Below are 26,069 nucleotides of genomic sequence, written 5' to 3'. Positions count from 1 at the left end.
GCTGTTGGAGCGGGGGAGCGGAGCCTGCCACGCATGCTGCGCCCCCATGTCCGGAGTTTTGCGGCCGTCGCGATCCTGCAAGTGGTCGGCGCTCTCGCGGGACTGGCACCGCTGCTGGCGGTCGTCGAACTGGGGCGCACCCTGCTGGCGCCGGGCCCGGTCGATGAAGCTCACCTCTGGTGGGTCGTGACCGCGGGAGCGGCCGGCTTGCTCGTGCGGCTGCTGTTCACGGCCGCGTCCTCGGGGCTCGGGCATGTGCTCGACGGGCAGGTGCAACTCACGTTCCGCCGATTACTGGCAGCGCGGCTGGGACGCGTGCCGATCGGCTGGTTCTCCCGGCGCAGGACCGGCGAGCTGGCCAAGGTGGTGGGGGAGGACGTGAGTGCCGTGCACCCCCTCATCGCCCACGCGCCCGGCGAACTGGTCTCCGCGTTCGTGGTCCCACTGGTGTCGCTGATCTACCTGTTCACCATTGACTGGCGGCTGACGTTGATCACGCTGATCCCGGTGGTGCTGGCCATCGCGCTGGTCCCGCTGCTGATGCTCCCCGCCAGGACGCGTGAGCAGGAGGAGTTCGACGCGGCGATGGGACGGATCGCCAGCTCCGTCGTCGAGTTCGTACAGGGCATCTCGGTGGTCAAGGCGTTCGGCGGATCCGAGCGAGCCCACGGGAAGTTCCTCTCCGCCGTGGACGATTTCGTCCGTACCTTCTTCCGGTGGGTGCGCGGCATGTCCCTGGTCGCCGCCGGGATGCAGCTGGCGCTGTCGCCGCCTTTCGTCCTGCTGGTCGTCCTGATCGGCGGTACGTCGCTGATCAGGTCCGGGAGTCTCGCCCCGGCCGATCTGCTGCCCTTCCTGCTGCTGGGCCTGGGACTGACCGCTCCGGTGGCGGCACTGGGCCACGGCTTCGACGACATGCAGGCCGCCGGCCGCGCGGTCGGCCGGATCAGGGAAGTGCTCGACGTCGAGCCCCTGCCGGAGCCCGCGCACCCGGTAGCGCCCCAAGGGCACCGGGTAGAACTGCGGGACGTTCGCTTCGGCTACGAAGACGGTCGCGAGGTGCTGCGCGGTATCGACCTGGTACTGGAGCCGGGGACATGCACAGCGGTCGTCGGGCCGTCGGGAAGCGGGAAATCAACACTGGTCCAACTGCTGCCGCGGTTTTTCGACCCGGACCACGGCTCGGTCGTCCTGGGCGGTGTCGATCTGCGTGAGATCGGCAGTCGGCAGCTCTACCGGATGGTCTCCTTCGTCTTCCAGGACGTCCGCCTGCTGCGCGCGTCGGTCGCGGACAACATCGCACTGGCGGTGCCGCACGCCGAGCGCGACGACGTGGTGCGCGCTGCCCGGCTGGCGCATATCCATGACCGGATTCTTGAACTGCCGCACGGCTACGAGACAGTGATCGGTGAGGACGTCAAGCTCTCGGGCGGCGAGGCCCAGCGGCTCTCTCTCGCCCGGGCGTTGCTGGCCGACACGCCCGTGCTGGTGCTGGACGAGGCGACCGCCTTCGCCGACCCGCAGACCGAACAGGCGATCCGTCAGGCCCTGGCGACGCTGGGCGGCGACCGAACGATCATGGTGATCGCCCATCGACTGGAAACGGTTGCCGACGCGGACACCGTCGTGATGCTGGAGAACGGGTCGATCGTCGAGCGCGGCAGACCCGCCGAACTGCTGGCGCGGGAAGGAAGGTTCGCCGCGTTCTGGCGATCCCAAGGAGGCTTGCCCGGATGATTCGAACACTGCTGCGCGTGCTGGGACCCGAGTACGCCCGGACGATGCGTCGCACCGTCGCCCTGATGGCGATCACCGCGGCGGTCGAGGGTCTGTCCTACGCGTTGCTGGTTCCGGTGCTGCGGGAACTGTTCGGCAGCACACCCGACGACGCCGTGCCGTGGCTGATCGCGTTCGGGGCGGCGGTCGCGGTCTACGCAGTGCTGCGCTACATCAGCGATCTGTCCGGCATGCGCGTCGGCACGAAGATGTTGCACGGCATGTACTACCGGCTGGGCGAGCACCTGGCCCGGCTGCCCATCGGCTGGTACAACTCCGGACGGGTCGGCGAGGTGTCCGTCATGGCCAGCCGCGGCCTGCTGCAGGCGATGGGCGTGGCCGCCCACCTGCTGGCACCGTTCGTCTCCGCCCTGGTGACTCCCCTGACGATCGTCGCCGTGATGATCGCCTTCAACTGGCAGCTGGGACTCGCCGCGTTGATCGCCGCTCCCGTCGTGGCGGCGATCCAGGTCTGGACCGCACGCTCGATGGCCGGCACCGACGCGGAGCGTCACGCACGGGACACGGAGGCCTCGGGCCGCGTCATCGAATTCCTCCAGGCGCAGCCGGTGCTGCGCGCCGGCGGCCGGACCGGAGAACGCTTCGAACTGCTCGACGACTCGTTGCGGGAGGTCCAGCGCGCATCCCGCCGTAGCGTGCTGGCGATGCTGCCCGGTGCGGTGGGCCTGACGCTCACGGTCCAGGTGAGTTTCACCGTGGTGCTGGCTCTGGGCACTTCCCTCGCACTCGGCGGGAGCATCGGGGCGGCGGAGGTCCTGACGATCCTGGTGCTCGCGGCTCGCTGCGCCGATCCGCTGCTGTCGCTGTCGGACATCGGCGGCAAACTCCGCGGTGCGCGGTCCGAGCTGGAGAGGCTCGACAAGGTTCTGCGCACCGAGCCGCTGCCGGAGCCCCGGGAACCCCTCCGGCCGGTCCGCCACGACCTGGCGCTCGAGTCCGTAACCTTCCGGCATGGCGAACGCACCGTGTTCGACGAAGTGTCGTTCTCCGTACCTCAGGGACAGCGGCTCGCCGTTGTCGGACTGTCGGGTGCGGGCAAGAGCACACTGCTGCAACTGCTCGCGCGCTTCTATGACGTGGACACGGGCGCGGTACGCGTGGGCGGCGTGGATGTGCGCGAGATCAGTACGGACGTGCTGATGGCGCAGATCGCCATCGTCTTCCAGGACGTCTATCTCTTCGACGGCACCATCGAGGAGAACGTACGCCTCGGCCGTCCCGACGCCGACGAAGCCGACGTCCGGGCGGCGGCGACCGCCGCACGACTGGACGAGGTGGTCGAGCGGCTGCCCGGCGGATGGGCGGCGAACGTCGGCGAGGGCGGCACACTGCTGTCGGGCGGTGAACGCCAGCGTGTTTCGATCGCGCGGGCGCTGCTGAAGAACGTGCCCGTGGTCCTGCTGGACGAGGTGACCTCCGCCCTTGACCCGGTGAACGAGGCAGCCGTCCACGAGGGCATTGAGCGCCTCATGGCGGGGCGGACCGTGGTGATGGTCGCGCACCGGATGCGGACCGTGCAACGTGCCGACCGCGTCCTTTTCCTGGAAGGCGGCCGGATTGTGGAGGAGGGCAGCCACGACGAGCTTCTGAGCCGAAGTGGCCGCTACGCCGACTTCTGGAACATTTCCGTGACACCGGTAGCGAGTGAATGAGTGGGTATGCTGATCGATCCTTTGCCGGGGGACCGGCGGGCCGGCGCATTCCGACGGATCGCATCCCGGCCCTGTGCCCGGGCCCGAGTGCTTCTGTTTCCGCATGGTGGCGGCAGCGCGAGCTATTACCGGTCATGGGCCCGGGCAGCCCCCTGGGACATCGAATTCTTCGCTGTCCAGTACCCGGGCCGGGAGGACCGGTATGCCGAACCGGTGCCGGACGACATGCGACGGCTCACCGACGTATTGGCGGCCGACCTGCCGCTTGATGGCCCGCCGATTCCGACGATTCTTTTCGGGCACAGTATGGGAGCCGTCGTCGCGTATGAGATCGCCCGTCGTCTTACGGCGGCGGGCGACCCGCCCATGGGGTTGGCCGTGTCCGGACATCCCGCCCCGGCGTTGACACGGCGGGGCCGGATTCATCTTGGCAGTGACGAGGAGCTGATCGAGGAATTACGCCGCACCGATGCGACCCGGCTCGATATCCTCGACAATGCCCCGATCGTCCGGACGTTCCTGCCCATGATCCGGAGCGACTACCGGTTGAGCGAGACATATCGGCCGTCGCCCGGCGCGCGCCTGCGGACTCCGGTCACGGTGCTGTACGGCGATCGGGATCCGGAGATCACTCCGGCGGAAGCACAGGGGTGGCGCGAGGTCACCGACGGCGCGTGCGTATTCCGCACCTTCGAGGGCGGGCACTTCTACCTGGACGAGCACCGCGACGCGGTCATCGAACTCCTCACCGCGTACGCGCGGACGGCGTCCGGGACCTCATCGGTCCCCTGGCCGTCCGCCCCGTGAGGCGTTGAGTCACCGGTCTTGTGTGGTCGTGTCCGACCGCAGCAGTCCGTCAATGATCGCCGCCAGACCCTGCCGGTGAGTGTCACGGGCGTTGAGATCGGCCCATCGGTCGGCGACCGACGTCAGATGCGGATGTGTGCCGCTCCCGAGACCGGCGACGACCTGGTCCTCATAGGTCGGTCCGGTGGCCCGGCTGCGCCGGTGCTTGCCGTTCACACGGATGATCAGGTCGCCGACGATGGAGTACCAGATCGTGCGGTAGATGTATACGGCCTGTTCCGGAGTGTGGCCGTAGTCCACCGCGGCGCCGATCATCTCCTCGACGAACCAGAGGGCCGAGGGAGCCATGAGGTCGTCACCGGCCAGCACCTGGATGATCCACAGCCGGTCGGCGAGCAGCTCGTAGAGCGTGGTCGACACCGCGATCAGCCGCTCACGGGGATCCTCCGGAAGTTCCGGGCGGGGTGTGTTCCGAGCCTGATTCTCCATCACGAGCAGAAGCAGCTCATCTTTGTTGCGCACATGGTAGTAAAGCGCCATTGGGGCGCTGTTCAATTCGTCCGCCAGGCGCCGCATCGACAGTTTTCCCGCACCCTCGGTCTGCAGAATGCGATCCGCTGCGGCGATGATGGCGTCGAGGGACAAATGAGGTGGCCGGCCGACGGGTTTTGCGCGGGGCTGCTCTGCGGGCATCTTGTCCTCCGTATCGGTAAGGGGATTCTATCATTCCGTGCCTATGGAAAATCCACACAGGTCGATGTGGAACGAACATTGCCGGGTAAAGGCTGCGATGTTAATTTGGCCATATTCGTGTGTTCTTGATTGGTTGAAAAAGGGTGCCATGGAAAAGAGGACGTGAGATGTGCGGGATTGCGGGCTGGGTATCCTTCGAAGCCGATCTGACGCACCGGGGTGATGTTCTCGACGCGATGACCGAGACAATGGCCTGTCGCGGGCCGGACGATCGCGGCACATATCTGCGCACACATACCGCGCTGGGGCATCGGCGCCTGGCCGTCATCGACCTGCCCGGCGGAGCGCAGCCGATGAGTGTGAGCACACCGGCCGGCGACATCGTCCTGGTCTTCTCCGGGGAGATCTACAACTTCCGGGAACTACGCGATCAGCTCAAGGCGTTGGGGCACCCGTTCCGGACGGAAAGTGACACCGAGGTCGTGCTCCGCGGTTACCTGCGGTGGGGCGAGAGCGTCGTCGACCACCTGGACGGCATGTACGCGTTCGCCATCTGGGACGAGCGCGATCAGAGGCTGCTTCTCGTCCGCGACCGCATGGGTATCAAACCGCTCTTCTGCTATCCGACACCCGACGGAGTGCTGTTCGGCTCCGAACCCAAGGCGATCCTGGCGAACCCCCTGGTGCGGAAGGCGGTCGACGCCGACGGGCTGAGAGAGCTGGTCGCGCAGACCAAGACCCCGGGCTGGGCACTGTGGAAGGGCATGCGCGAGGTGGCGCCCGGCACGCTGATCAGTGTGGACCGCAGTGGTTTGCGGGAACGGACGTATTGGCGCCTGCGCGCGGTCGAGCACACCGACAGCCGCGAGGACACCGTGGCCCGGGTGCGGGAACTGCTCACCGGCATCGTCGACCGGCAGCTGATCTCCGATGTGCCGCAGTGTGTCCTGCTCTCGGGCGGTCTGGACTCCAGCGCGATTACCGGGCTGGCGGCGCAGCGGCTGGGTATGCGGGGCGAGCAGGTGCGCACGTTCTCCGTGGACTTCGTCGGCCAGGAGAAGAACTTCGTCCCGGACGAGATGCGCGAGACTCCCGATGCGCCCTTCGTTCGTGATGTCGCAGCACATGTGCGGTCTACGCACCGGAATGTGATGCTCGACCCCGCCGATATCTCGGACCCTTCGGTGCGCCGCGCCACGGTCGGCGCCCGGGACATCCCGAACGGGTTCGGGGATCTCGACAGTTCCCTGTACCTGCTGTTCAAGGCGATCCGGGAGCATTCGACGGTGGCTCTGTCGGGCGAGTCGGCCGACGAGCTCTTCGGCGGCTACCCCTGGTTTCATCACCCGGCGGCGCTGCGCGGGGACACCTTCCCGTGGATGATGTTCATCCCCCCGATGAGTCTCGCGGCACGGACCGATCACATCGAACCCGGCCTGCGGGCGCGGCTCGATGTGGCGGCCTACACCGCCGACCAATTCGCGACGGCGCGCGCCGAGGTCGAGCATCTGGACGGGGAATCCGAGCTTGACCAGCTCATGCGCATGACGAGCCATTTGCATCTCACACGATTCGTTCGCGCGCTGCTGGACCGCAAGGACCGGCTGTCGATGGCCGTCGGGCTTGAGGTGCGGGTGCCCTTCTGCAGTCATCAGCTCGTTGAGTACGTCTACAACACACCATGGGCGATGAAGACGTTTGACGGCCAGGAGAAGAGTCTGCTCCGACAGGCCGCGGCGCCTGTGCTGCCACGCTCGGTGCTGGAGCGGGTCAAGAGCCCGTACCCCTCGCCTCAGAATCCCGGGTACGCCGCTCACCTTCAGCAACAGGTGAAGGAGGTGGTGGCGGAACCGGACGCGCAGGTGTTCGCGCTGGTCGACCGCGCTTGGGCGCAGCAGATCGGGTCGCAGGATCCGGCGGCCATGTCGATGGCGGTACGGTCCAACCTCGAGCGCATGCTCGACCTGCACGTCTGGCTGGAGCTGCACTCACCCGAACTGTTGCTGGACTGATCGGCTCTGCTCGGTGCATCGCCGCCATGGCACTGTCATGGCGGCGATCGCCTTGTCCACCGGCTTACACCGAGGAGGCAGCCGCGGCCGGCTCCTCCGAGAGGGCCCGGGATCCGGCCCGGTCTACGCGGACCGGAGCCTTCGGGAGGAACGGCCCGGTGAGCACGGTCGTGAACAACGCCATCACGACCATCATGGTGAACATCCGATCGTCCAGGACGCCGAGGCTGACGCCGGCGTTCAGGATGATCAACTCGGTGAGGCCGCGCGTGTTCATCAGGATGCCGAGGGTGCCGGCCTCCCTCCACGACATTCCGGCCAGTCTCCCGGGAACCGAGGCGCCGATCAGCTTACCGGCGCAGGCAACGAAAATGATGGCGCTCAGTTCGAGCAGGTCACGTCCGGACAGTGCGCCGATGTCGACGTTCAGTCCGGTGACGATGAAAAAGACTGGCAGCAACACCAGGCTGATCCCGCCGAATGGCCTTTTCGCTCCTTCGTCGAGCACACCGCGCGGCTCTCTCGGCATGACGAAGCCGAAGGCGAAAGCGCCGAATATCGCGTGGATCCCGATCCATGTCGTCGCATAGGAGGACAGGAACAGGCCGGCGACGAGTACCACGATGAGCTGCGGAGGAATTCGGTCACGGACCCGGCGGCGTATGAGGTACGACAGAAGGGGGCGCACGACGAGCAACATCACCGTGACATAGAGCAGGGAGAGGACGATGGTCTGCGCGAAATCTCCGGAACCGCCGGACGCGGTCACGATCGCCGCCACCAGCGCGAGCAGGCACCAGGCGAGGACATCGTCGATGGCCGCGCTGGCCAGTGCCAGTGCACCGACACGCGTTCCCATCATCCGGTGTTCGGTCAGTATCCGGGCCAGGACGGGGAAAGCGGTGATCGACATTGCCGCGCCCATGAAAAGTGCGAACGCGGTAAAGGAGATGTGTTTTCCGTTGACGACGTTGTGCCGGTCGTACAGCAGCGCCGCGAGCCCGATGGCCAGGACGAAAGAGACCACGACCGAGGCGATCGAGACTGCCGCTGCGGTTCCTTGCCGTCCCTGCAACAACCTCTTGTCGAATTCCCACCCGATTCCGAACATGAAGACGAGCAGTCCGACCTGGGCTATCGCCGACAGATGCGGCCGCACCTCACTCGGGAAGATGTGAGAGGGGAGATCCCCGGGCAGTAGACCGAGAAGACTCGGCCCCAGGGCGATACCGGCAATGATCTCTCCTACGACGGGCGGCTGGCGCACGTATCGGACGAGCCAACCCAGGATCGAGCCGGCGACAAGAATGATGGCGATATCGGCCATCGTGATGGCGATGATCAGGTCTGCGCTCCGAGCGGATGCATCCGCCATGATCGACCCTCCGTGAATATTGATGGTCACTCATACGGTTCCGCCCGGTGTGCCGCATTGATGCAGGTCAGCGCCGTGCGCGGCGGATGCCGGAGGTTTTCCATCAATAAGAGCTGGAATGTTCTGACGTAAGTCCCCACGCCGAGGGTGGCTTACATTTCAGATCCAGTGTGATTCCTGCGCGATGCGCAGTGCGTCTATGCGGTTACGTGCGCCCAGTTTCGTCACCGCGGACAAGAGGTAGTTCCGCACGGTTCCGTCGGAGATGTGCAACTGTGCGGCTATCTCGCTGAGTGTGTCACCTTGGGAGAGCTTTTCGAGCACGGAGAGTTGCCGCTCGGACAACGGGCAGTCGCTGTTTCCCAGTACGGCTACCGTTAACTCCGTGTCGAAGATCCTTTCGCCTTGGTGTACTCGATGGACAGCCTCGAAAAGGCGGTACGGAGAGGCGTTCTGCTGTACCATCCCGGCGATTCCGCCGGTGAATGCCTGGCGTACTACCGATCGGGTGAATGATTCGGCGAGCAGCAGACATCGGCACTTCGGAAGGCCCGTGATCTTCTCGGCAATGGTGATGGTGTCGCCGTCCGCGCCGTCGAAGCTGAAGATTATGACGTCCGGTTGATGCGCGTCGGCGTACTCAAGCGCATCGAGATTGCCGCCCACTGACCCGACGACCTGGATCCCCTTGCCCTTTTCGAGCAGCGCGCTGAGCGCGTAACGGGACACATTTAACTTGTCGGATACCAGTACGTTGATTCCCATTACTTTCTTCCCCCTGTTGCTGATGCTGAGGCAGATTGTTCGACTCTGACTGAGCACGCGCATGATTCGGGGCCGGACCGGCTCCTGGAGCGGTCCGGTCAGGGCGTGATGGGAGCTACGCGGTGTAGCGACATGCTGAGAATGAGCAGAACGTCATGGACATTCGCAGGCGGCGCTGCGCCGTTTCCTGCCGCATCCTGTCCTGGACGTCAGGACTCCCCCGTCGTGATCTCCCTGAACCCCCGCAATCAGACGATCAAACTGAAAACAAATAATACAATGGTCATACGAGAACGCAAGGCTCGGCGTGGCCCTTTTGGGTGCCGCGGTGTGACTCATTCGCGCCTCTTGACACCATTGCTGTCGTTGCTTTCAGAACAATTGAGACTTTCCGTCCGCGCGTGTCACGGTTTCATGATCCGACCCGCCGGGGTGGGTGTGCCTTCCTGCCGGCAGGAAGGCACACGGCTGGGCGCTGGACAACGCCTGCCTCTCCCACTGCGTGCCCTCGGTCCACCCCGACCGGGCGTCCTGGAAACGGGAGTTGAAGCGAGCACCGGCACGCGTGCAGTGGGACCCGGAGCGCGACCTCCACCTGAAACCGCTGCCCTACCGCTCCCTCCAACTCAGCCTTGAGGCAAGGCAGTTGATACAGAATCACGACAGTCACGAGATCATTCGAGAAACTCCTGCCTCCTACAGTTATCGACAGCAGCAGGACAGCACGACGGCCGCCGCGGACACCAACGGGCGGAGCTGGTGGTACGGCTGAAACCTCTGACGCGGCACCATCAACCCACACAGTTCACGGAGTTTCGCATGCGCTCGCGCCCCACCTCCCGCCTTGCCCGCCTCGCCATGACAGCGGTGGCGGTGACAGCCCTCGCCGCCACCGCCACCGCCTGCGACTCGGACGACGCCGCCGACGCGGCGGCCGGCAGCAGCCCCTCGGCGAGTGAAAGCTCCGCCTCTCCCGAGGCGAGCGACGGTGCCTCCTCCCCCTCGACCGGCACGGACGCCGGCGAAGCCGGTTCCAGCTCCGATGGGTCGACGAGTGGTGGCTCCACCGGAGGCGGCTCCACCGGCTCTACTGGCTCGGGCTCCAGCGGGTCCGGTGGGTCCGGTGGGTCCACCGGCTCCAGTGGGTCCACCGGTTCTGGCTCCAGCGGTGACGACGCCGGCAAGGACGGCTACGGGCAGTCGTGCGGAAACGGCGACCTGACCCTCACGGTCGGCACGGACACCCAGGCCGGCGGCTACATGTACATCAAGGCGCAGGCCAAGTCCGGCATCACCTGTCACCTGGGCGACGTGCCGTCGCTCTTCTACGGCGCCGACGTGGACGGCAACGCCACCATCGACAAGAAGGACAAGCCGGAGAACATCAAGCTCACCGGTTCCGCCGTCGCCTACCTCGGCGTCATGCCCATCTCTGTCGACGACGGCGGGGCCAAGGAGTACAGCAACTTCTCCCTCATCACCTTCGAGACCGACACGCCCGTCACGTTCAAGGTCCCCAAGGGCTGGGGCGAGGTCAACAAGCCCATCGTCTCGTACTGGCACACCGACCAGCAGAAGGCCATCCCCAACCTCCGCAACTACTAGGGCATATGACGAAAGTGCTGGTCGCGGCCGCTCGTGGCGGCTGCGGCCAGCACTTTCGTGTGTGCGCGGTGGACCGGATTCAGAAGAACGTGGGAGTGGCCGGCGCGCGGCGGTCCGGGGCCGGGGCGGTCCGTGGCCGGAGGGGTGCTTCGCTGTTCACTGTCCGCCCTGGGGGAGGCGGACAGCTCCTGTGGACTACTCGGACCGGTGGTGCGAGGGCGATGTTCAGCGCATCGCTTGCTCCTGGTTGTCGACCCAGTAGGTGACGGTGGACTTGTCGCTCAGGGCGATGCCGGCGCCGCCGGGGGCGGCGACTGTGGCGGTGCCACCGATGCCCCTCTGCTGGGAGTCGGCGAACTGGACGGTGATGCTCTTCTCACGGTGCATGTTGTTGGCATCACCCTGCTCCAGGCGGATGGAGGCGTAGGCGGTGACACCCGGCTCCAGAAGCAGCCCGCCGTTGTAGGCGGTGCTGGTGGCTTCGAAAAGCGGCGCCTGGGCGTTCGGCCAGCCGACGAACGGGAAGCCGTGCAGGCTGCATGCGGTGGACGTCTTGTTGGTGGCCTTGAGAATGGCGACCGGCACGGTACCGCCGGATGCTTCCAGCTTGACGCTGACAGAGCTGGTGTTGCACGAACGGGCCTCGGGCACGTCCTCGTCGTCGTCCGTGCTGCTCCCGCCGCCCGTGGATCCGGAGCCGGAGGAGCTGGAGCCGCCGGACGAGCTGGAGCCGCCGGTGGAGCCGGACCCGCCGGACGAGCTGGACCCGCCGGTGGAGCCGGAGCCGGTGGAGCCGGTGGAGCCGGTCGCCCCCGACTTGTCGGAGCCCGATTCTCCCGACTCCGACTCCGACTCCGACTCCTTCGACGGCTCGGCGGAGGCCGATGGATCGGTGGACGCCGATGGGCTGGCCGATGAGCCGGCGGCGGCCGAGCTGTCATCGCCGTCGCAGGCTGTCAGCGAGAACGTGGCGACAGCGGCGAGGGTGGCGAACCCGATGGAACGGGCGGCGCGACGAGCGGACTTCACTGAATCTCCATGTGCTTCGGGCACGGTGCGACCGCTGCTTTCGCGTCGTTCCACCGTTCCAACTGATCAATACGGAGACTGAGAGCGATCTGCCGGGGGCCTGGTTCTGAAGAATGTGTACAGGTTGTGTAACTGCCCTTTGGGGCAAGGGAGTTGACCCTCCGGCGGGCCGCCGGAGGCCCGTTCGGCGGAGGTCTCTCCCGCTACGGATCCGGGCGCACTCCTCCGACGCGCCCGCAGGCGGTTCAGGCCGTGAATTCGGTCAGGTCGATGGCGTGTACGTGGAGGGGGAAGCCGTAGCGGGGGTGGCTGGTGGTGTGGTCCAGCTCCATGCCCAGCTTCCGCATCACGTTCTCCGACGCCTCGTTGCCCGGGCGGCTGATGCTGATGACACGGTCCAGGCCCCGGTCCTGGAGGGCGAACTCCAGGGCCGCGTGGGCCGCTTCGGACGCGTAGCCCTGGCCCCAGAACGGCTGGCCCAGGCGCCAGCCGATCTCCACGGCCGGCAGTTCCCCGGGCAGGTAGTGCGGTACGGACAGGCCCGTGAAGCCCGCCAGTTCGCCCGAGGCGAGCAGTTCCACGGCGAAGATGCCGAAGCCCTCCTCGTCCCACTCCTCCTCCCACACCTCGATGGCCTCGGCCGTGCCGTCGGTGTCGAGGACCTCGCCGTCGTCGATCCACCGCATGACCTCGGGGTCGGCGTTGATCTCGGCCATGGGGACGAGGTCGTCCTCGTGCCAGCGGCGCAGGAGCAGGCGGGGGGTCTGGATCTCGGTCATCTCCCCATCTTGTCAGGGGACGGGGACGGGTACGGGGGCGGGCATGGGCATGGCAGTGGGGGCGGACCCTGTTCTTGGTCCGCCCCCACCCCCCTACGGCGTTACGCGCCCGCCTTCAGCCTCAGCGTCAGGATCTGGAACGGCCGCAGCCGCAGCCCCACCGACGCCTCCGCCCCCGCCGTGTACTCCGCCGCCGTCTCCTCCGGCAGGGGCCGCTCCAGCAGGTCCGTCGCCTCCGCGCCCGCCAGCGGGAAGCTGGTGGTCAGGGTCGCCCCGGCGCGCGCGCCATGGGCCTCGTACAGGCGTACCACCAGGTCGCCCGAGCGGTCGTCCGCCAGCTTGACCGCCTCGATCACCACCGCGTCGTTGTCGACCTCCACCAGCGGTGCCACCGCCGCCGAGCCGGGGACCGCGCGCTCGGGCAGGTTCAGGTGGTAGCCCTCGCGGACCGCGTCCGCCACCTCGGCGCCGATGACGAAGCCGTAGGAGAGGCGGTGGCGGCCCTGGTCCGCGTCGGGGTCCGGGAAGAGGGGCGCGCGCAGCAGGGAGAGGCGGACCGTGGTGGTCGTCCCGCCGTCCTCGCGTACGTCCCGGGTGACGTCATGGCCGTACGTCGAGTCGTTGACCAGCGCCGCACCCCAGCCGCGCTCGCCCACATGCAGGAAGCGGTGCGCGCAGAACTCGAACTTCGCCGCGTCCCAGCTGGTGTTGGTGTGCGTGGGGCGCTCGACGTGACCGTACGGGATCTCCGCCGTGGAGTGCGCGGCCCGTACGTCCAGCGGGAAGGCCGCCTTGAGGAGCTTCTCCTTCTCGTGCCAGTCGATGACGTTGTCGATGTCCAGCCGGCGGGCGCCCTCGCGCAGGGTCAGCGTCTGGGTGATCCGGGAGGCGTTGAAGGCACGGGTGACCGACACTCCGGTCGCGGTCGCCGTCACCTCCTCCACCTCCGTCAGGTCGCGGACCGAGTTGCGGTAGAAGGCGTCGATGTCCCAGGCGTCCCACTCGTTCGGGAAGTCCTGGTGCAGCTGGAGCAGGTTGGCCGTCGTGCCCGGGGCCAGCGCCTCGCGGTCCGCCGTCAGGTCGTACGCCGAGGTGATCAGACCACGGGCGTCGATCACGACCCGTACCAGACCGTTGTCCAGGACCAGATCCGTGCCCTCGGCCACCGGGGCCACCGCCGCCGCGGACGCCGCCGTACGGACCGTGCCGCCCAGCGCCGGTACGCCGCCGCGCGGGTGCGGCGCCGCGTTGAAGACGACCTCGCCGCCGTCCGTCGCCGGACCGGCCAGCGAGCGCTGCGCCCGCTCGATCAGTTCGCCCAGCTCACGCGCCAGCTCCGCGTACGTCTCCTCCGCCTCGCGGTGCACCCACGCGATCGACGTGCCCGGCAGGATGTCGTGGAACTGGTGCAGCAGAACGGTCTTCCAGATACGGTCCAGCTGCTCGTGGGGGTAGTCGAAATCGCCGCGTACCGCCGCGGTCGCCGCCCACAGCTCCGCCTCGCGCAGCAGGTGCTCGCTGCGCCTGTTCCCCTGCTTGCCCGCCAGCTGGCTGGTCAGTGTGCCCCGGTGGAACTCCAGATACAGCTCGCCGACCCACACCGGCGCGTCCGGGTAGTCCGCCTCCGCCTGCTCGAAGAAGTCGGCCGGCTTCTCGATCGCGATCCGGGCCGAGCCCTCCAGGTCCGCGAGACGGCCCGCGCGGGCCACCATCTCGCGGGTCGGGCCGCCGCCGCCGTCCCCGTAACCGAACGGGATCATCGAGCGGTTCGTGGCGCCCTTGTCCTGGAAGTTCCTTACGCTGTGGGCGACTTCGGCGCCGGACAGATCGCTGTTGTACGTGTCGACCGGCGGGAAGTGGCTGAGGATCCGGGTGCCGTCGATGCCCTCCCAGCGGAAGGTGTGGTGCGGGAACTTGTTGGTGGTGTTCCAGGAGATCTTCTGCGTCAGGAACCACTTCACCCCGGCCAGCTTCATCAGCTGCGGCAGCGCCGCGTTGTAGCCGAAGGTGTCGGGCAGCCACATCTCCTCGGTCTCGACACCGAACTCGTCGAGGTAGAAGCGCTTTCCGTGCACGAACTGCCGCGCCAGCGCCTCGCCGCCCGTGATGTTCGTGTCCGGCTCCACCCAGAGGCTGCCCGTCGGCAGGAACTGCCCGGTCTTCGCCTTCTCCTGGGCCCGCGCGTACACCTCCGGGCGGTGCTCCTTCAGCCAGGCGAGCTGCTGCGCCTGGGACATCACGAACTTGAACTCGGGGTGGTCGTCCATCAGCTGCGTGACATTGGAGACCGTACGGGCGACCTTGCGGACCGTCTCGCGCAGCGGCCACAGCCACGCCGTGTCGATGTGCGCGTGGCCGACGGCGGAGATACGGTGCGCGCTCGCGACGGCCGGGGCGGCCAGCGCCGGGGCGAGTGCCTCGCGCGCGGCGGCGGCCGTACCGCTGATGTCCTGGAGGTCGATGGCGTCCAGCGCGCGCTCGACGGCCTTGGCGAGCTGCCAGCGGCGCGGGGTGTCCGTGGGCAGCTCGTGCATCAGCTGGCCGAGGACATCGAGGTCCTGGACGAGTTCGAAGACCGTGGCGTCGAAGACCGCGAGGTCCATCCGGCGCAGCCGGTACAGCGGCTCGCCCGCCGGGGTCGAGCCGTGCTCGTCGCCGAACCAGGCCGCCCGGCCGCCGACCGGGGTCGGGCCGAAGGAGAGCTGGCCGGGGCCGGTGTGCATGACCACCGGGTTGGCGGCGGCCTCGATGAAGCGGACGAACTCCTCGCCGCCTTCGGCGCTCTCGCTCACCGGCAGCCAGGCGTTACGGGGGTTGAGCGCCTTCACGGCGGTCCCGTCGGCCCGGTACACCAGACCCTCGGTGGAGAAGCCCGGCTCCGTCGTGCCGAACCCGAGGTCGAGTACGGCCTCCACCGGCAGCCCGGCCCACTCGGCCGGCACCGTACCGGAGATCCGGAACCAGCTGGTCGACCACGCGGGCCCCCAGAGGTCACCGACCGCGACCGGGCGGTACGCGGCGGCCAGGCCCTCGGCGACCGGGACGGGCTCGCCGGGTACGTTCCAGATCTCGACCTGGAGCGGAATGGACCGGGCGTGGACGGCGGGCCGTATGCGCTGGTTCAGCACGCGGTCGAGCCGCTGCTCGATCACTTCGCGGTCGTTGTGCATGGGTGGTTCTCCGTAACGGGAAGTCAGGGTGGTGCGGGGCGGTACGGGAGTGGTGCGTACCGGGTGGGGGAGGCCGTGCAGTCAGTCCGTGAGGGCATCGCTCGCTCGCGAGCGTCAGCCCTTGAGCGTCAGCCCTTCAGCGCGCCGCCCAGCGCGAATCCGCCGCCGAGCTTGCGCGCCAGCAGCAGGTAGAGCACCACGACGGGGATCGAGTAGATGATCGAGAACGCCGACAGCTGTCCGTACTGCGTCTGGTCGTGCGCGCTGAGGAAGTTGAAGACACTCACCGAGGCGGGCAGCTTCGCCGGGTCGAGCAGCAGGATGAAGGGGACGAAGAAGTTGCCCCACATCCCGATGAAGGTGAAGATCGTCACCACGGTCACGCCCGGCCACATCAGCGGCAGGACCACGCGCCACAGCACCTGCATGGAGCCGGCGCCGTCGATCCGGGCGGCCTCCTCCAGCACGATCGGCACCCCGTCCATGAAGTTCTTCATCAGCCAGATGCCGAACGGGAGGGAGGACGCGGCCAGGAAGAGCGTCGTACCGGTCATCGAGTCGATCAGGTTGACCTGCACGAACATGCTGTAGACGGGGATCATGACCGCCGTGATCGGCAGACCCGTCGAGAACAGGATCGTGTAGAGGAACGGCTTGCGCAGCCGCGAGCGGTAGCGCGAGAGCGGGTAGGCCGCCAGGATCGACAGCACCACGCACAGGAACGTCGCGCCGCCGCACAGGATCAGCCCGTTCAGCATCGGCCGGTACGTCGTGTCGACGTTGAGGACCTTGCCGAAGTTGTCCAGCGTGAACGGATCGGGCAGCGACAGCCGGAAGCTGGCGTGCGCGTTGACGGAGGCCAGCAGCATCCAGAGCAGCGGCACGATGTACAGCACCGAGATCAGCAGCAGGACGACGTTGACGGCCAGCTTGCTCGACCGGACGCGACCGGCGCGGGAACCGCGCGCGGACGGTGCGCCCTTGGCGCTCCGCGCGCCCTTGGTGGCGGTCGAGGCGGTGGCGGGCGGGGTGGTGGTCGCTGCCATCAGTCCTCCTCCAGTTTCAGCAGCCGGATGTAGACGGTGGAGAACAGCGCGCCCACCAGCAGCAGCACCAGCGCGATGGCCGTGCCGTAGCCGATCAGGCTGTTCTGGAATGCCTGCTGGTACATGAAGATCGGCAGGGTCTGGCTCTTGTTGCCCGGGCCGCCCCGGGTCATGGCGTAGATCAGCCCGAAGACCGAGAGGGTCTGGAGCGTGACCAGCATCAGGTTGGTCATGATGGAGCGGCGGATGACCGGCAGGGTGACCCGCCACAGCCGCTGCCAGGGCCCGGCGCCGTCCATCTCGGCCGCCTCGATCAGCTCCTGCGGTACGTCGTTGAGCGCCGCCGAGTAGACCATCATCGAGAACGCCGTACCGCGCCAGACGTTGGCGAGGCAGGCCGCCAGGATCGGCAGGGTGTAGAGCCAGTTCTGCTGCGGCAGATGCAGCGAGTCCAGGATCGCGTTGAGCGAGCCCTGCTGGAAGAAGAACGCGTACATCAGATAACCGGCGACGACCTCGGGGAGCACCCAGGCCGCGATGACCACCGCGTTGGTGATCGCCTTGACCGGCTTGGACGCCTTCTCCATCATGACGGCCAGCGCCAGCCCGAGGGTGTTCTGCCCGATGATGGCCGAGCCGACGACGAAGACCAGCGTCAGCCAGACCGCGTTGAGGAAGTCGGGGTCGCCGAACGCGCGGGTGAAGTTGTCGAAGCCGACGAAGTCGGTGGTCGCCGACCCCGTCAGCTGCATGTTCGTGAACGCGTAGTAGACGCAGTACCCGATGGGCCCGGCCAGGAAGACCGCGAGCAGTACGGCGGAGGGCAGCAGCGGCATGCCGCGCAACAGGCCCTGGACGGCCGGGGATACGGTACGGCGGCGAGGCCCGCCGGCCCCGGCGGGACCGGCGGACCGGCGGCCGGAGCCGCCCGTACCGCTGGTGCCGCCGGAACCGGACGGGCCGCCGGGCGACTTGGTGTCGCCGTCGGGAGTGGTGACGATGCCTGCCACTAGGAACCCTTGACCGTGTTGTCGGCGCCGACAGCCGTCTTGACATCGTTGTCGTATGTCGAAGCGGCCTTGTCCACGCTCGCCTGACCGGTGGTCACCGACTCCATGGCCTTCTGGATGGCGGTGGAGACCTGCGTGTAGGCGGGCAGCGCGGGCCGGTAGTGGGTGTCGGCGACGAGTTCGGTGAAGAACTTGTTGGTGGGCAGCGCCTTCAGGTACGCCGGGTCGGTCGCCACGTCCTTGCGGACGGCGATCGTCGCGTTCTCCGCGTTCCACTTGGCGGAGGCTTCCTTCGTCTCCAGGAACTCGATGAACTTGAACGCGAGGTCCGGGTTGCCCGCCTTGGCGGGAACCGACCAGGCCCAGCCGCCGGACATGCTCACCCTGCCGGGGGCCTGTCCGTTCTGGGTCGGCATGGCGGCGGTGGCCATGGTGGACTCCCACTCGGCCCACGGTTTGCTGCCGTTGCGGATCCAGTTGTTGGGCATCCAGGAGCCGTCGATGTCCATGGCGAGCTTGCCGGCCGGGATCATCTCCGTACCGACGGCGGCGCCGATGTTCGCGCCGAGCGCCTGCTCGACCGGCGGGCCCAGCTTCTCGCTGTAGACGGTCCGGATGAACTCCAGCGCGTCCTTGAAGCCCTGGCTGCCGACGACCCACTTCTTCTGGTCGCTGTCGTACAGCGAGTTGCCGCCGGCCTTTGTGCCGTAGAGCAGCATCTCGAAGCCCTGCATGGTGGACTGCTCGCCGCCCGCGGTGCCCGTGTAGATGTTGAACGGGGTGATCGAGGGGTCGGCGGCCTTGATCTTCTTGGCGGCGGCGAGGACATCGGCCCAGGTCTTGGGCTGCCACGGCACGGCGATACCGGCCTTGGCGAAGATCTTCTTGTTGTACCAGATACCGCGGGTGTCCGTGTTGTCCGGAACGCCGTACGTCTTGCCGTCGGTGCCGGACTTCACGGCCGCCTTGGAGGCGTCGGCGAACTGCGACCAGTCCGACCACTTCGCGATGTAGTCGTCGAGGGGCTTGAGGTAGCCGCTGGCGATGTCGGAGTTGATCGTCGCGGTGTCCTCGTAGACGAGGTCGGGGGCGGTCGACGGGGACCGCATCATCAGCTGGAGCTTGGTGTAGTAGTCGTTCGAGGAGGCGGTGACCGGCACGAGCTGGACCTTCGTGCCCGGGTTGTCCTTCTCGAACTGCTTGACCATCGGGGCCAGGAAGTTCGCCTGGACCTTGTTGCTGTTGTTCAGCTGCTGCTGATAGACGACCTTGATCGTCTTGCTCGAACTGCCACTGCCGGAGGAGGACCCTCCACAGGCTGTCGCCGTGATGGCGAGCGCGGCCGTGACGCTGACGGCGGCGAGAAGTCTGGTACGCACAGAAGATCCTCCGACGAAGAACCCGATCGAAGCCCGAAAAGATAGGCAATCGACCAATCCGTTCAAAACGGATACGGTTGCCTATCCGGGCGCTTTTGCCCTGCCCTGCTGACCGACAGCTAAATCCAATGGATGGATTAAGTCAACGCTTCGGCCATGTAAACTTCCGTCACGATTCCGGATCGCCGGGCCCCGGACGTGGCCCGGGATTTTTGAGCCCGCGCCGGTGGTATAACCCCTCCGACCTGGGCAAAGGAGGCGACGCGAGGTGACTTCGGGCGGGACCAACCTCCCGCGAGTAGGGGATTACAACCAGGCGGTCGTCCTGGACGCCATCCGCACCAGAGGCCCGGTGAGCCGGGTAGAACTGGCCCCACTCACGGGCCTTACCGCACAGACCGTCTCCAATGTGGTCCGCCGGCTGCTCGACGCCGGTCTCGTGTCCGAATCCGGCCACGCCCCCTCCAGCGGCGGCAAGCGCCGCACCCTGCTGTCCCCGCGCGCCGACGGCGCCTACGCCGTGGGTATCCATCTGGACCCCGAGTCCGCCGTGGTCGTCGTGGTCGACCTGGTCGGCGAGGTGCTGACCGGCCGCCGCGTCCGCCTCACCGATCCGCGCGACCCCCAGAGCGTGGTCGAACAGTCGGTACGGGCGGCCCGCCGCCTCACCGCCCGCGCCGAGATCGACCCCGCCCGCCTCCTCGGCACCGGCATCGCCGCCCCCGGCCCGCTCGACGGCCGCGCGGGCGCGGTGATCGCACCGCCCAACCTGCCCGGCTGGGAGTACGTCCCGCTGCTGGAGATGTTCGGCAAGGCCACCGGCATGCCCGTGGCGATGGACAACGACGCCACGGCCGCCGCGATAGGCGAGCGCTGGATCGGCGGCAAGCGCCGGGCCGGCAGCTTCTTCTTCATCTACATGGGCACCGGTATCGGCTCCGGAGTCGTCCTCAACAACACCGTGCTGCACGGCGACTCCGGCAACGCCGGCGAGTTCGGCCATATGGCCGTCGAGCCCGGCGACCGCGTCTGCCACTGCGGCAGCACCGGCTGCCTCGGCCCGTACGTCAACCCGGCCGCGATCATCGACGACCTCCTGACCCTGCACGGCCCGGCCACCGCCGAGGCCCTCGGCCTCACCGGCACCCCCGGCGACCTGCACCGCGACTGGAAACTCCTGCGCCGCGCCGCCCGCGACGGCACCCCCGCCGCCGTCGACGTCGTACGCCGCGCGGCCCGCCGGCTCGGCCAGGCCACCCGGGGCGCGGTCAGCCTGCTCGACGTGGGCTGCGTGGTCCTCGGCGGCGAGGGCCTGCGCGGCATCGAGACCATCCTCAGCGAGGAGATCGACGCGGCGGTCAACAGCACCTCCGTCGGCCGCGGCACCCGCGACATCACCATAGAACGCAGCGTGATCGGCGACACGGTCGGCGCGGTCGGCGCCGCCTCACTCATCCTGCACGGCAATTACGCGCCGGGCTGGGGAATGCTGGTCGACTGAGCCGGGCGGCCTGCCCGGCCGGGGCGGGTGCGCCGCGTACCGCGCCTGCGGTATGCGTATGGCGGGCCGTACGTCTCAAGGATGCCGAGGAGTTCCGACCGGTGGCCGGACCTGGGGGTCCGGGGGCCGTTTAGGGTTCAAGGATGGAGACCCCAACCCCCCGCCGGGCCTGGCCGCGCGCACGATGGGCGGCGGGCCTTGCCGCGCTCGCCGTGCTGGTGGGTGCCGGCACCTGGACCGCCGCCGCCTCGGACCGTGCGCCCACCGTGCACCGCGAGGACCAGGTGATGCGGATGCCGGGCGCCCGGATCGACACCTCGTACTTCACCGCAGGCGACAGCGGGCGCCGGCCCGCCGTGCTGATCGGGCACGGATTCGGCGGCAGCAAGGACGACGTACGGGCCCAGGCCGAGCAGCTCGCCCGTGACGGCTACGCCGTGCTGACCTGGTCGGCCCGCGGTTTCGGTGAGTCCACCGGCGAGATCGGGCTCAACGACCCGGAGCACGAGGTCAAGGACGTCTCCCGGCTCATCGACTGGCTCGCCGCCCGGCCCGAGGTGAAGCTCGACGCCAAGGGCGACCCCCGTGTCGGTGTCACGGGCGCCTCCTACGGCGGGGCGATCTCGCTGCTCGCCGCCGGGTACGACCAGCGCGTCGACGCGATCGCCCCCCAGATCACCTACTGGAACCTGGCCGACTCGCTCTTCCCCGACGGCGTCTTCAAGAAGCTCTGGGCCGGGATCTTCTTCTCCACCGGCGGCGGCTGCGACACCTTCCAGCCCGTGCTCTGCTCCATGTACGAGCGCGTCGCCGTCTCCGGCACCCCCGACCCGGCTGCCCGCGAACTGCTCGCGGAGCGCAGCCCGTCCGCCGTGGCGGACCGGATCGACGTTCCCGCGCTGATCGTCCAGGGCCAGACCGACTCGCTCTTCCCGCTCGGCCAGGCCGACGCCATGGCCAAGGCGATCAAGGCCAACGGCGCCCCCGTCGACGTCGACTGGATCGCCGGCGGACACGACGGCGGCGATCCGGAGAGCGGCCGGGTCCAGAGCCGGATCACCTCCTGGTTCGACTGCTACCTGAAGGACGACAAGAGCGCCGACACCGGACCCGCCTTCCGGGTCAGCCGGACCGGCGGCGTCGACTCCACCGACGGCCGCGCCCAGCTGCGGGGCGCGAGCAGCGACCGCTACCCCGGACTGGAGAACGGTACGACCGCCATCACGCTCAGCGGCGGCACGAAGACCTTCGAGAACCCGGCCGGCGCCACCCCGCCCGCCATCTCCGCCGTCCCGGGCATCGGCGGCGGCCTCTCCCAGCTCTCCTCCCTCGGCGTCGGCCTCTCCCTCGACTTCCCCGGCCAGCACGCCCGGTTCGACTCCGCGCCCGTCACCGACGCGCTGCACATCACCGGGTCACCGACCATCCGTGCCACCGTCGCCTCCAGCACCGGCGACGCCGTGCTCTTCGCCAAGGTGTACGACGTCGGCCCCGGCGGTACGCAGCAGGTGCTGCCCGCGCAGCTCGTCGCGCCCGTCCGCGTCGAGAACGCCGAGAAGGGCAAGGCCGTCGAGCTGACCCTGCCCGCCGTGGACCACCGGATCGAGCCCGGCCACCGGCTGCGCCTCGTCCTCGCCGCCACCGACCTCGGCTACGCCTCACCGGCCGCCCCCGCCACCTACCGGGTCACCCTCGACGGCCCGCTGACCGTCCCCACCGTCCCCGCGCTCACCACCGCCGCCACCACGCTGCCCGCGTGGGTCTGGGGGCTGCCGGCCGCAGGCGTACTGATCGCGGCCGTCCTGCTGCTCACCGCCCGGCGGCGCACCGGCGCCCCCGCGCCCGACCCCGCGCTGGCGGACGTACCGCTGCGCATCGAGGGGCTGACGAAGCGGTACGCCAAGTCCGCCGACCGGTACGCCGTACGGGACCTCTCCTTCGAGGTCGGCAAGGGCCAGGTGCTCGGGCTGCTCGGCCCCAACGGCGCCGGCAAGACCACCACCCTGCGCATGCTGATGGGCCTGATCAGCCCGGACGCCGGCGAGATCCGGGTCTTCGGGCAGGCGATCCGGCCCGGCGCCCCGGTGCTCTCCCGGGTCGGCGCGTTCGTCGAGGGCGCCGGCTTCCTGCCGCATCTGTCCGGCCGCGCCAACCTGGAGCTGTACTGGGCGGCCACCGGCCGGCCCGCCGAGGACTCCCACCTCGACGAGGCGCTGGAGATCGCCGGGCTCGGCGACGCGCTCGCCCGCGCCGTCCGTACGTACTCGCAGGGAATGCGGCAGCGGCTCGCCATCGCCCAGGCGATGCTCGGCCTGCCCGACCTGCTGATCCTGGACGAGCCGACCAACGGACTCGACCCGCCCCAGATCCGCGAGATGCGCGATGTGATGATCCGGTACGCGGAGGCCGGGCGCACGGTCATCGTCTCCAGCCACCTCCTCTCCGAGGTCGAGCAGTCCTGCACCCATCTCGTGGTCATGCACCGGGGACAGCTCATCCAGGCGGGCCCGGTCGACGAGATCACCGGATCCGGCGACACCCTGCTCATCACCACCGCCGAGGACATCCCGGAGCCGGTGATCGAGAAGGTCGCCGCGCTGCCCGGCGTCGGCTCGGCCGAACGCGCGGCGGCCGGCGCCGGTCCCGGACTGCTCGTACGGCTCGACGGCGCGAGCACCGCCACCCTGGTCACCGAGCTGATCCGGCTGGACGTCCCGCTGACCGGCGTCGGACCGCACCGCCGCCTGGAGGACGCGTTCCTCACCCTGATCTCCGGAGGCTCCGCATGAGCGCGCTGATCGAATCGGCCCCCGGCTACCGGGCCCGGGGCACCCTGCCGCTGCGGATCGAGGCGCTGCGCCAGCTGCGCCGCCGGCGGACGCTGGCCATGGGCATCATGCTGGCGGCCCTGCCCTTCGTCCTGATCGTGGCGTTCGCCATCGGCGGCACCCCGGACGGCGGACGGGACGGCCGGGTGTCCCTGATGGACACCGCCACGGCCTCCGGCGCCAACTTCGCGGCCACCGCCCTCTTTGTCTCGGCCGGCTTTCTGCTGGTCGTGCCGGTCGCGCTGTTCTGCGGGGACACGGTGGCCTCCGAGGCGAGCTGGTCCTCGCTGCGCTATCTGCTGGCCGCGCCGGTGCCCCGGGGCCGGCTGCTGTGGAGCAAGCTGACGGTCGCGCTCGGCATGAGCGCGGCGGCGATGGTGCTGCTGCCGCTGGTCGCGCTGGCGGCGGGCACGGTGGCGTACGGCTGGGGGCCGCTGGAGCTGCCGACGGGCGGCTCCCTGGCCGCCGCCGACACCGTGCCCCGGCTGGCGCTGATCGTCGCGTACATCTTCGTCTCCCAACTCGTCACCGCCGGGCTGGCGTTCTGGCTGTCGACCAAGACCGACGCCCCGCTGGGCGCGGTCGGCGGGGCGGTCGGGCTGACGATCATCGGCAATGTGCTGGACGCGGTGACGGCGCTCGGCTCCTGGCGCGAATTCCTGCCCGCGCACTGGCAGTTCGCCTGGGCGGACGCGCTCCAGCCGCAGCTGGAGTGGGGCGGGATGCTGAAGGGCGCGTCGGTCTCGGTGACCTTCGCCGTGGTGCTGTTCGCCCTCGCCTTCCGGGGCTTCGCGCGCAAGGACATCGTCTCGTAGCGATATCGCCCCGGAGTCCTAGATCCAGCCTCTGCGAGCCGCTTCCGCACCCGCGCGGAAGCGGCTCGTCGTGCCGAGGGCCGCCATCAGCTCGCCCACCCGGCGGCTGTACGTACGGCCCGACATACCGAGCCGGGTCGCCGCCGCCTCGTCGGTGAGCCCGGCCAACAGGGCCTCCAGCACGGGCCGTAACGTCCCCGGCAGCACCCCGGGGACGGGGGAGCGGGCGCTCGGCAGCTCCTCGCCCGTCTCCCACCAGGTCTCGTGCGTACGGGCCAGGGCCTGCACCACCACGGGATCACGGATCAGCAGCAGCCCGTGGTAGTGGAGCTGGAGATCGAGGGGGACGGCGGCGACCGAGCGGTCCACCAGGATCATCTTGAACGGAATGGACTCCGTCTGCCGCGCCCGGCCCGGCAGTTGACGGGGGAGCGGATACGGCAGCCCCGCCAGCCCGTGCCGCGGCACGATCCGGCGCACCCCGACCGCCGGGGAGCGGCGCCGGCGCCGCTTGCGCGGGACCTCCCCGCCCGGCCGCGCACTCGGCGTACTCTCCCCGCTCTGCGGGCCGGTCCCCGTCCAGTCGTGGTCCCGGTCGCCGGCCGCGGCCACGCACGCGGCGGCGAACTCCAGGAACTCGTCGGGGACGCACTGCCCCAGACAGCTGCCGGGGTCGTCGAAGATCAGCAGCTCCCGGCGGGCGGACCGGACCAGCGCCGTCAGGGTCGAGGTCACCTCCCGCACACCCTGGATCGGCCGGCCCGGCGGGTGGGGCGGCGTGTCCACCGCCTCCTCCCGCGGCCCGCCCACCGACAGCGTCGCCCTGTTGAGTACGGAACCCGACACATCCGCCACGGCTGACCTCCCCCGCCATCCCCGTTGGAGCCGTACGCCACTCAATGTACGCACATCATTGCTCACCGTGACAAGTGCAGTTCAGGGGTTCCGTGATTTCGTCACTTCGGCATGAGGACGGTGTCGATCAGATACACCGTGCCGTTGGCGACCTTGATGTTGCCGCAGAGGATCCGCGCGGTGCCGTTCACCATGAACTCCGCACCGGAGCCGTTGGTGGTGAGATCGCCGCCCTCCAGGGTCCGGAAGGTGCCGTTCGGGAGCTGGTCGGGGAAGATCCGGCGGCCGTCCACCACGTGGTACGTGAGTACCTTGCTGAGGAGCGCCTTGTCGTTGAGCAGCCTGGTGAGTTCGGCCTTGGGCAGCTTCGCGAACGCCTTGTCGGTCGGCGCGAAGAGGGTGAGCCGGGTCGAGGAGTTGAGCGAGTCGGTCAGTCCCGCCTTCTTGACGGCGGCGACCAGCGCCGTCAGCTCCGGGTTGTGCGAGGCCGCGGTGGCCACCGGCTGCTGGGCCATGTCCGCGAAGCTGCCGCTGCCCGTCTTCGGTACGGAGGAGCACTCCGGGCCGAAGGGGGCGGTGATGCCCGGGGGCGGGCTGGTCGACGTGCTCGGGGACGTGCTGGGCGAGGTCGACGGGCTCGGCGAGGTGCTGGCCGACGTGCTCGGCGACGTACTCGGTGAGGTGCCCGGCGAGGTCGGCGCGCTCGCGCTCGGGGCGGGGGGCGGCGTCGGGCCCGGGGTGACCGCGAGCGCCTGGGGTCCCATGACCCCCAGGGTGACCGGGAGCGCCACCGCCACGGCGGCGGCCGTGAGCGTGCTGCGGATACGGGTGGGGCTGGGGGAGCGGGTGGGCTTCATCATGCGCTGTTCCTCTTCCTGTGGTGCCGGTGGGAGGAGGGGCTTTTTCTGGTCAAGCCACCGCATAAAGGTTAGCCAGAGGGGTCCGGTTCGG

The 26,069-nt window shown here is 68.7% G+C and carries 19 protein-coding genes and 1 pseudogene; 9 read left to right on the top strand and 11 right to left on the bottom strand.

What is annotated here, in order from left to right; genetic code table 11:
* The first annotated feature begins 24 nt into the window (after positions 1-24).
* The 3 genes from DVK44_RS09625 to DVK44_RS09615 are packed head-to-tail and all read left to right on the top strand — an operon-like array spanning position 25 to position 4,256.
* Entirely contained in the window at positions 25-1,737 is a 1,713-nt protein-coding gene (locus DVK44_RS09625) for an ABC transporter ATP-binding protein (RefSeq protein ID WP_228447590.1), read from the top strand.
* Complete coding sequence (locus DVK44_RS09620; protein WP_114659279.1) at positions 1,734-3,449, top strand: ABC transporter ATP-binding protein; 1,716 nt, start codon at positions 1,734-1,736, stop codon at positions 3,447-3,449. Before DVK44_RS09625 ends, DVK44_RS09620 begins: the two co-directional genes overlap by 4 nt.
* Positions 3,450-3,455: 6 nt before the next feature.
* Positions 3,456-4,256 carry a thioesterase II family protein gene (locus DVK44_RS09615; RefSeq protein ID WP_181957438.1) on the top strand — a complete coding sequence of 267 codons (801 nt, stop codon included), beginning with the start codon at positions 3,456-3,458 and terminating at the stop codon, positions 4,254-4,256.
* Positions 4,257-4,265: 9 nt separating this feature from the next.
* Here DVK44_RS09615 and DVK44_RS09610 read toward each other — a convergent pair whose 3' ends face one another.
* On the bottom strand, positions 4,266-4,949 hold the full coding sequence (locus DVK44_RS09610; RefSeq protein WP_114659277.1) for a TetR/AcrR family transcriptional regulator: 684 nt from the start codon (positions 4,947-4,949) through the stop codon (positions 4,266-4,268).
* Positions 4,950-5,116: 167 nt separating this feature from the next.
* Here DVK44_RS09610 and asnB point away from each other — a divergent pair, with 167 nt between their 5' ends.
* Positions 5,117-6,961, top strand: a complete 1,845-nt coding sequence (asnB, locus tag DVK44_RS09605) for an asparagine synthase (glutamine-hydrolyzing) (protein ID WP_114659276.1) — start codon at positions 5,117-5,119, stop codon at positions 6,959-6,961.
* 64 nt (positions 6,962-7,025) lie between these two features.
* Here the strand turns inward: asnB and DVK44_RS09600 are convergent, their stop codons facing one another.
* Both DVK44_RS09600 and DVK44_RS09595 read right to left on the bottom strand, forming a co-directional pair.
* Entirely contained in the window at positions 7,026-8,366 is a 1,341-nt protein-coding gene (locus DVK44_RS09600) for a cation:proton antiporter (RefSeq protein WP_228447063.1), read from the bottom strand.
* A gap of 129 nt (positions 8,367-8,495) precedes the next feature.
* On the bottom strand, positions 8,496-9,101 hold the full coding sequence (locus tag DVK44_RS09595) for a response regulator transcription factor (RefSeq protein ID WP_162793731.1): 606 nt from the start codon (positions 9,099-9,101) through the stop codon (positions 8,496-8,498).
* A 454-nt stretch (positions 9,102-9,555) separates the two neighbouring features.
* Between DVK44_RS09595 and DVK44_RS37005 the strand changes: the two are divergent.
* Together DVK44_RS37005 and DVK44_RS09585 are read left to right on the top strand one after the other, a co-directional pair.
* Positions 9,556-9,873 (top strand): annotated as a pseudogene (locus DVK44_RS37005) (DUF4291 family protein); the annotation flags it as partial.
* A gap of 47 nt (positions 9,874-9,920) precedes the next feature.
* Positions 9,921-10,706 carry a DUF4232 domain-containing protein gene (locus tag DVK44_RS09585; RefSeq protein ID WP_114659272.1) on the top strand — a complete coding sequence of 262 codons (786 nt, stop codon included), beginning with the start codon at positions 9,921-9,923 and terminating at the stop codon, positions 10,704-10,706.
* Positions 10,707-10,931: 225 nt separating this feature from the next.
* Here the strand turns inward: DVK44_RS09585 and DVK44_RS37600 are convergent, their stop codons facing one another.
* The 6 genes from DVK44_RS37600 to DVK44_RS09555 form a co-directional block, all read right to left on the bottom strand.
* A complete protein-coding gene (locus DVK44_RS37600) occupies positions 10,932-11,735 on the bottom strand; it encodes a DUF4232 domain-containing protein (RefSeq protein ID WP_114659271.1) in 804 nt (267 codons plus the stop codon).
* 245 nt (positions 11,736-11,980) lie between these two features.
* Complete coding sequence (locus DVK44_RS09575) at positions 11,981-12,514, bottom strand: GNAT family N-acetyltransferase (protein ID WP_114659270.1); 534 nt, start codon at positions 12,512-12,514, stop codon at positions 11,981-11,983.
* Between the two features lie 101 nt (positions 12,515-12,615).
* The gene (locus DVK44_RS09570) at positions 12,616-15,684 is read right to left on the bottom strand and encodes an alpha-mannosidase (protein ID WP_114659269.1); all 3,069 of its coding nucleotides are present in this window, start codon (positions 15,682-15,684) and stop codon (positions 12,616-12,618) included.
* Positions 15,685-15,812: 128 nt separating this feature from the next.
* Positions 15,813-16,730, bottom strand: a complete 918-nt coding sequence (locus DVK44_RS09565) for a carbohydrate ABC transporter permease (RefSeq protein WP_114659268.1) — start codon at positions 16,728-16,730, stop codon at positions 15,813-15,815.
* Positions 16,730-17,566 carry a carbohydrate ABC transporter permease gene (locus DVK44_RS09560; protein ID WP_114665025.1) on the bottom strand — a complete coding sequence of 279 codons (837 nt, stop codon included), beginning with the start codon at positions 17,564-17,566 and terminating at the stop codon, positions 16,730-16,732. Before DVK44_RS09560 ends, DVK44_RS09565 begins: the two co-directional genes overlap by 1 nt.
* 173 nt (positions 17,567-17,739) lie before the next feature.
* Positions 17,740-19,119, bottom strand: a complete 1,380-nt coding sequence (locus DVK44_RS09555) for an extracellular solute-binding protein (protein ID WP_114659267.1) — start codon at positions 19,117-19,119, stop codon at positions 17,740-17,742.
* 268 nt (positions 19,120-19,387) lie between these two features.
* On the opposite strand from DVK44_RS09555, the gene DVK44_RS09550 reads away from it, so the two are divergent.
* The 3 genes from DVK44_RS09550 to DVK44_RS09540 all read left to right on the top strand — a co-directional run bounded on the left by DVK44_RS09550 (position 19,388) and on the right by DVK44_RS09540 (position 24,263).
* Complete coding sequence (locus DVK44_RS09550; protein ID WP_114659266.1) at positions 19,388-20,620, top strand: ROK family transcriptional regulator; 1,233 nt, start codon at positions 19,388-19,390, stop codon at positions 20,618-20,620.
* A gap of 143 nt (positions 20,621-20,763) precedes the next feature.
* Positions 20,764-23,409, top strand: coding sequence for an alpha/beta fold hydrolase (locus tag DVK44_RS09545; RefSeq protein ID WP_114659265.1), 2,646 nt, complete (start codon positions 20,764-20,766; stop codon positions 23,407-23,409).
* Complete coding sequence (locus DVK44_RS09540; protein WP_114659264.1) at positions 23,406-24,263, top strand: ABC transporter permease; 858 nt, start codon at positions 23,406-23,408, stop codon at positions 24,261-24,263. Before DVK44_RS09545 ends, DVK44_RS09540 begins: the two co-directional genes overlap by 4 nt.
* An 18-nt stretch (positions 24,264-24,281) precedes the next feature.
* On the opposite strand, the gene DVK44_RS09535 is transcribed toward DVK44_RS09540, so the two are convergent.
* A complete protein-coding gene (locus DVK44_RS09535; RefSeq protein ID WP_114659263.1) occupies positions 24,282-25,118 on the bottom strand; it encodes a helix-turn-helix transcriptional regulator in 837 nt (278 codons plus the stop codon).
* Positions 25,119-25,219: 101 nt separating this feature from the next.
* Complete coding sequence (locus tag DVK44_RS09530; protein WP_228447062.1) at positions 25,220-25,978, bottom strand: fasciclin domain-containing protein; 759 nt, start codon at positions 25,976-25,978, stop codon at positions 25,220-25,222.
* Between the last annotated feature and the right edge of the window lie 91 nt (positions 25,979-26,069).

The organism is Streptomyces paludis, assembly GCF_003344965.1.
In the GTDB taxonomy this organism is placed as follows: Bacteria; Actinomycetota; Actinomycetes; order Streptomycetales; family Streptomycetaceae; genus Streptomyces; species Streptomyces paludis.
This window is presented reverse-complemented; position numbering and strand designations above follow the sequence as displayed.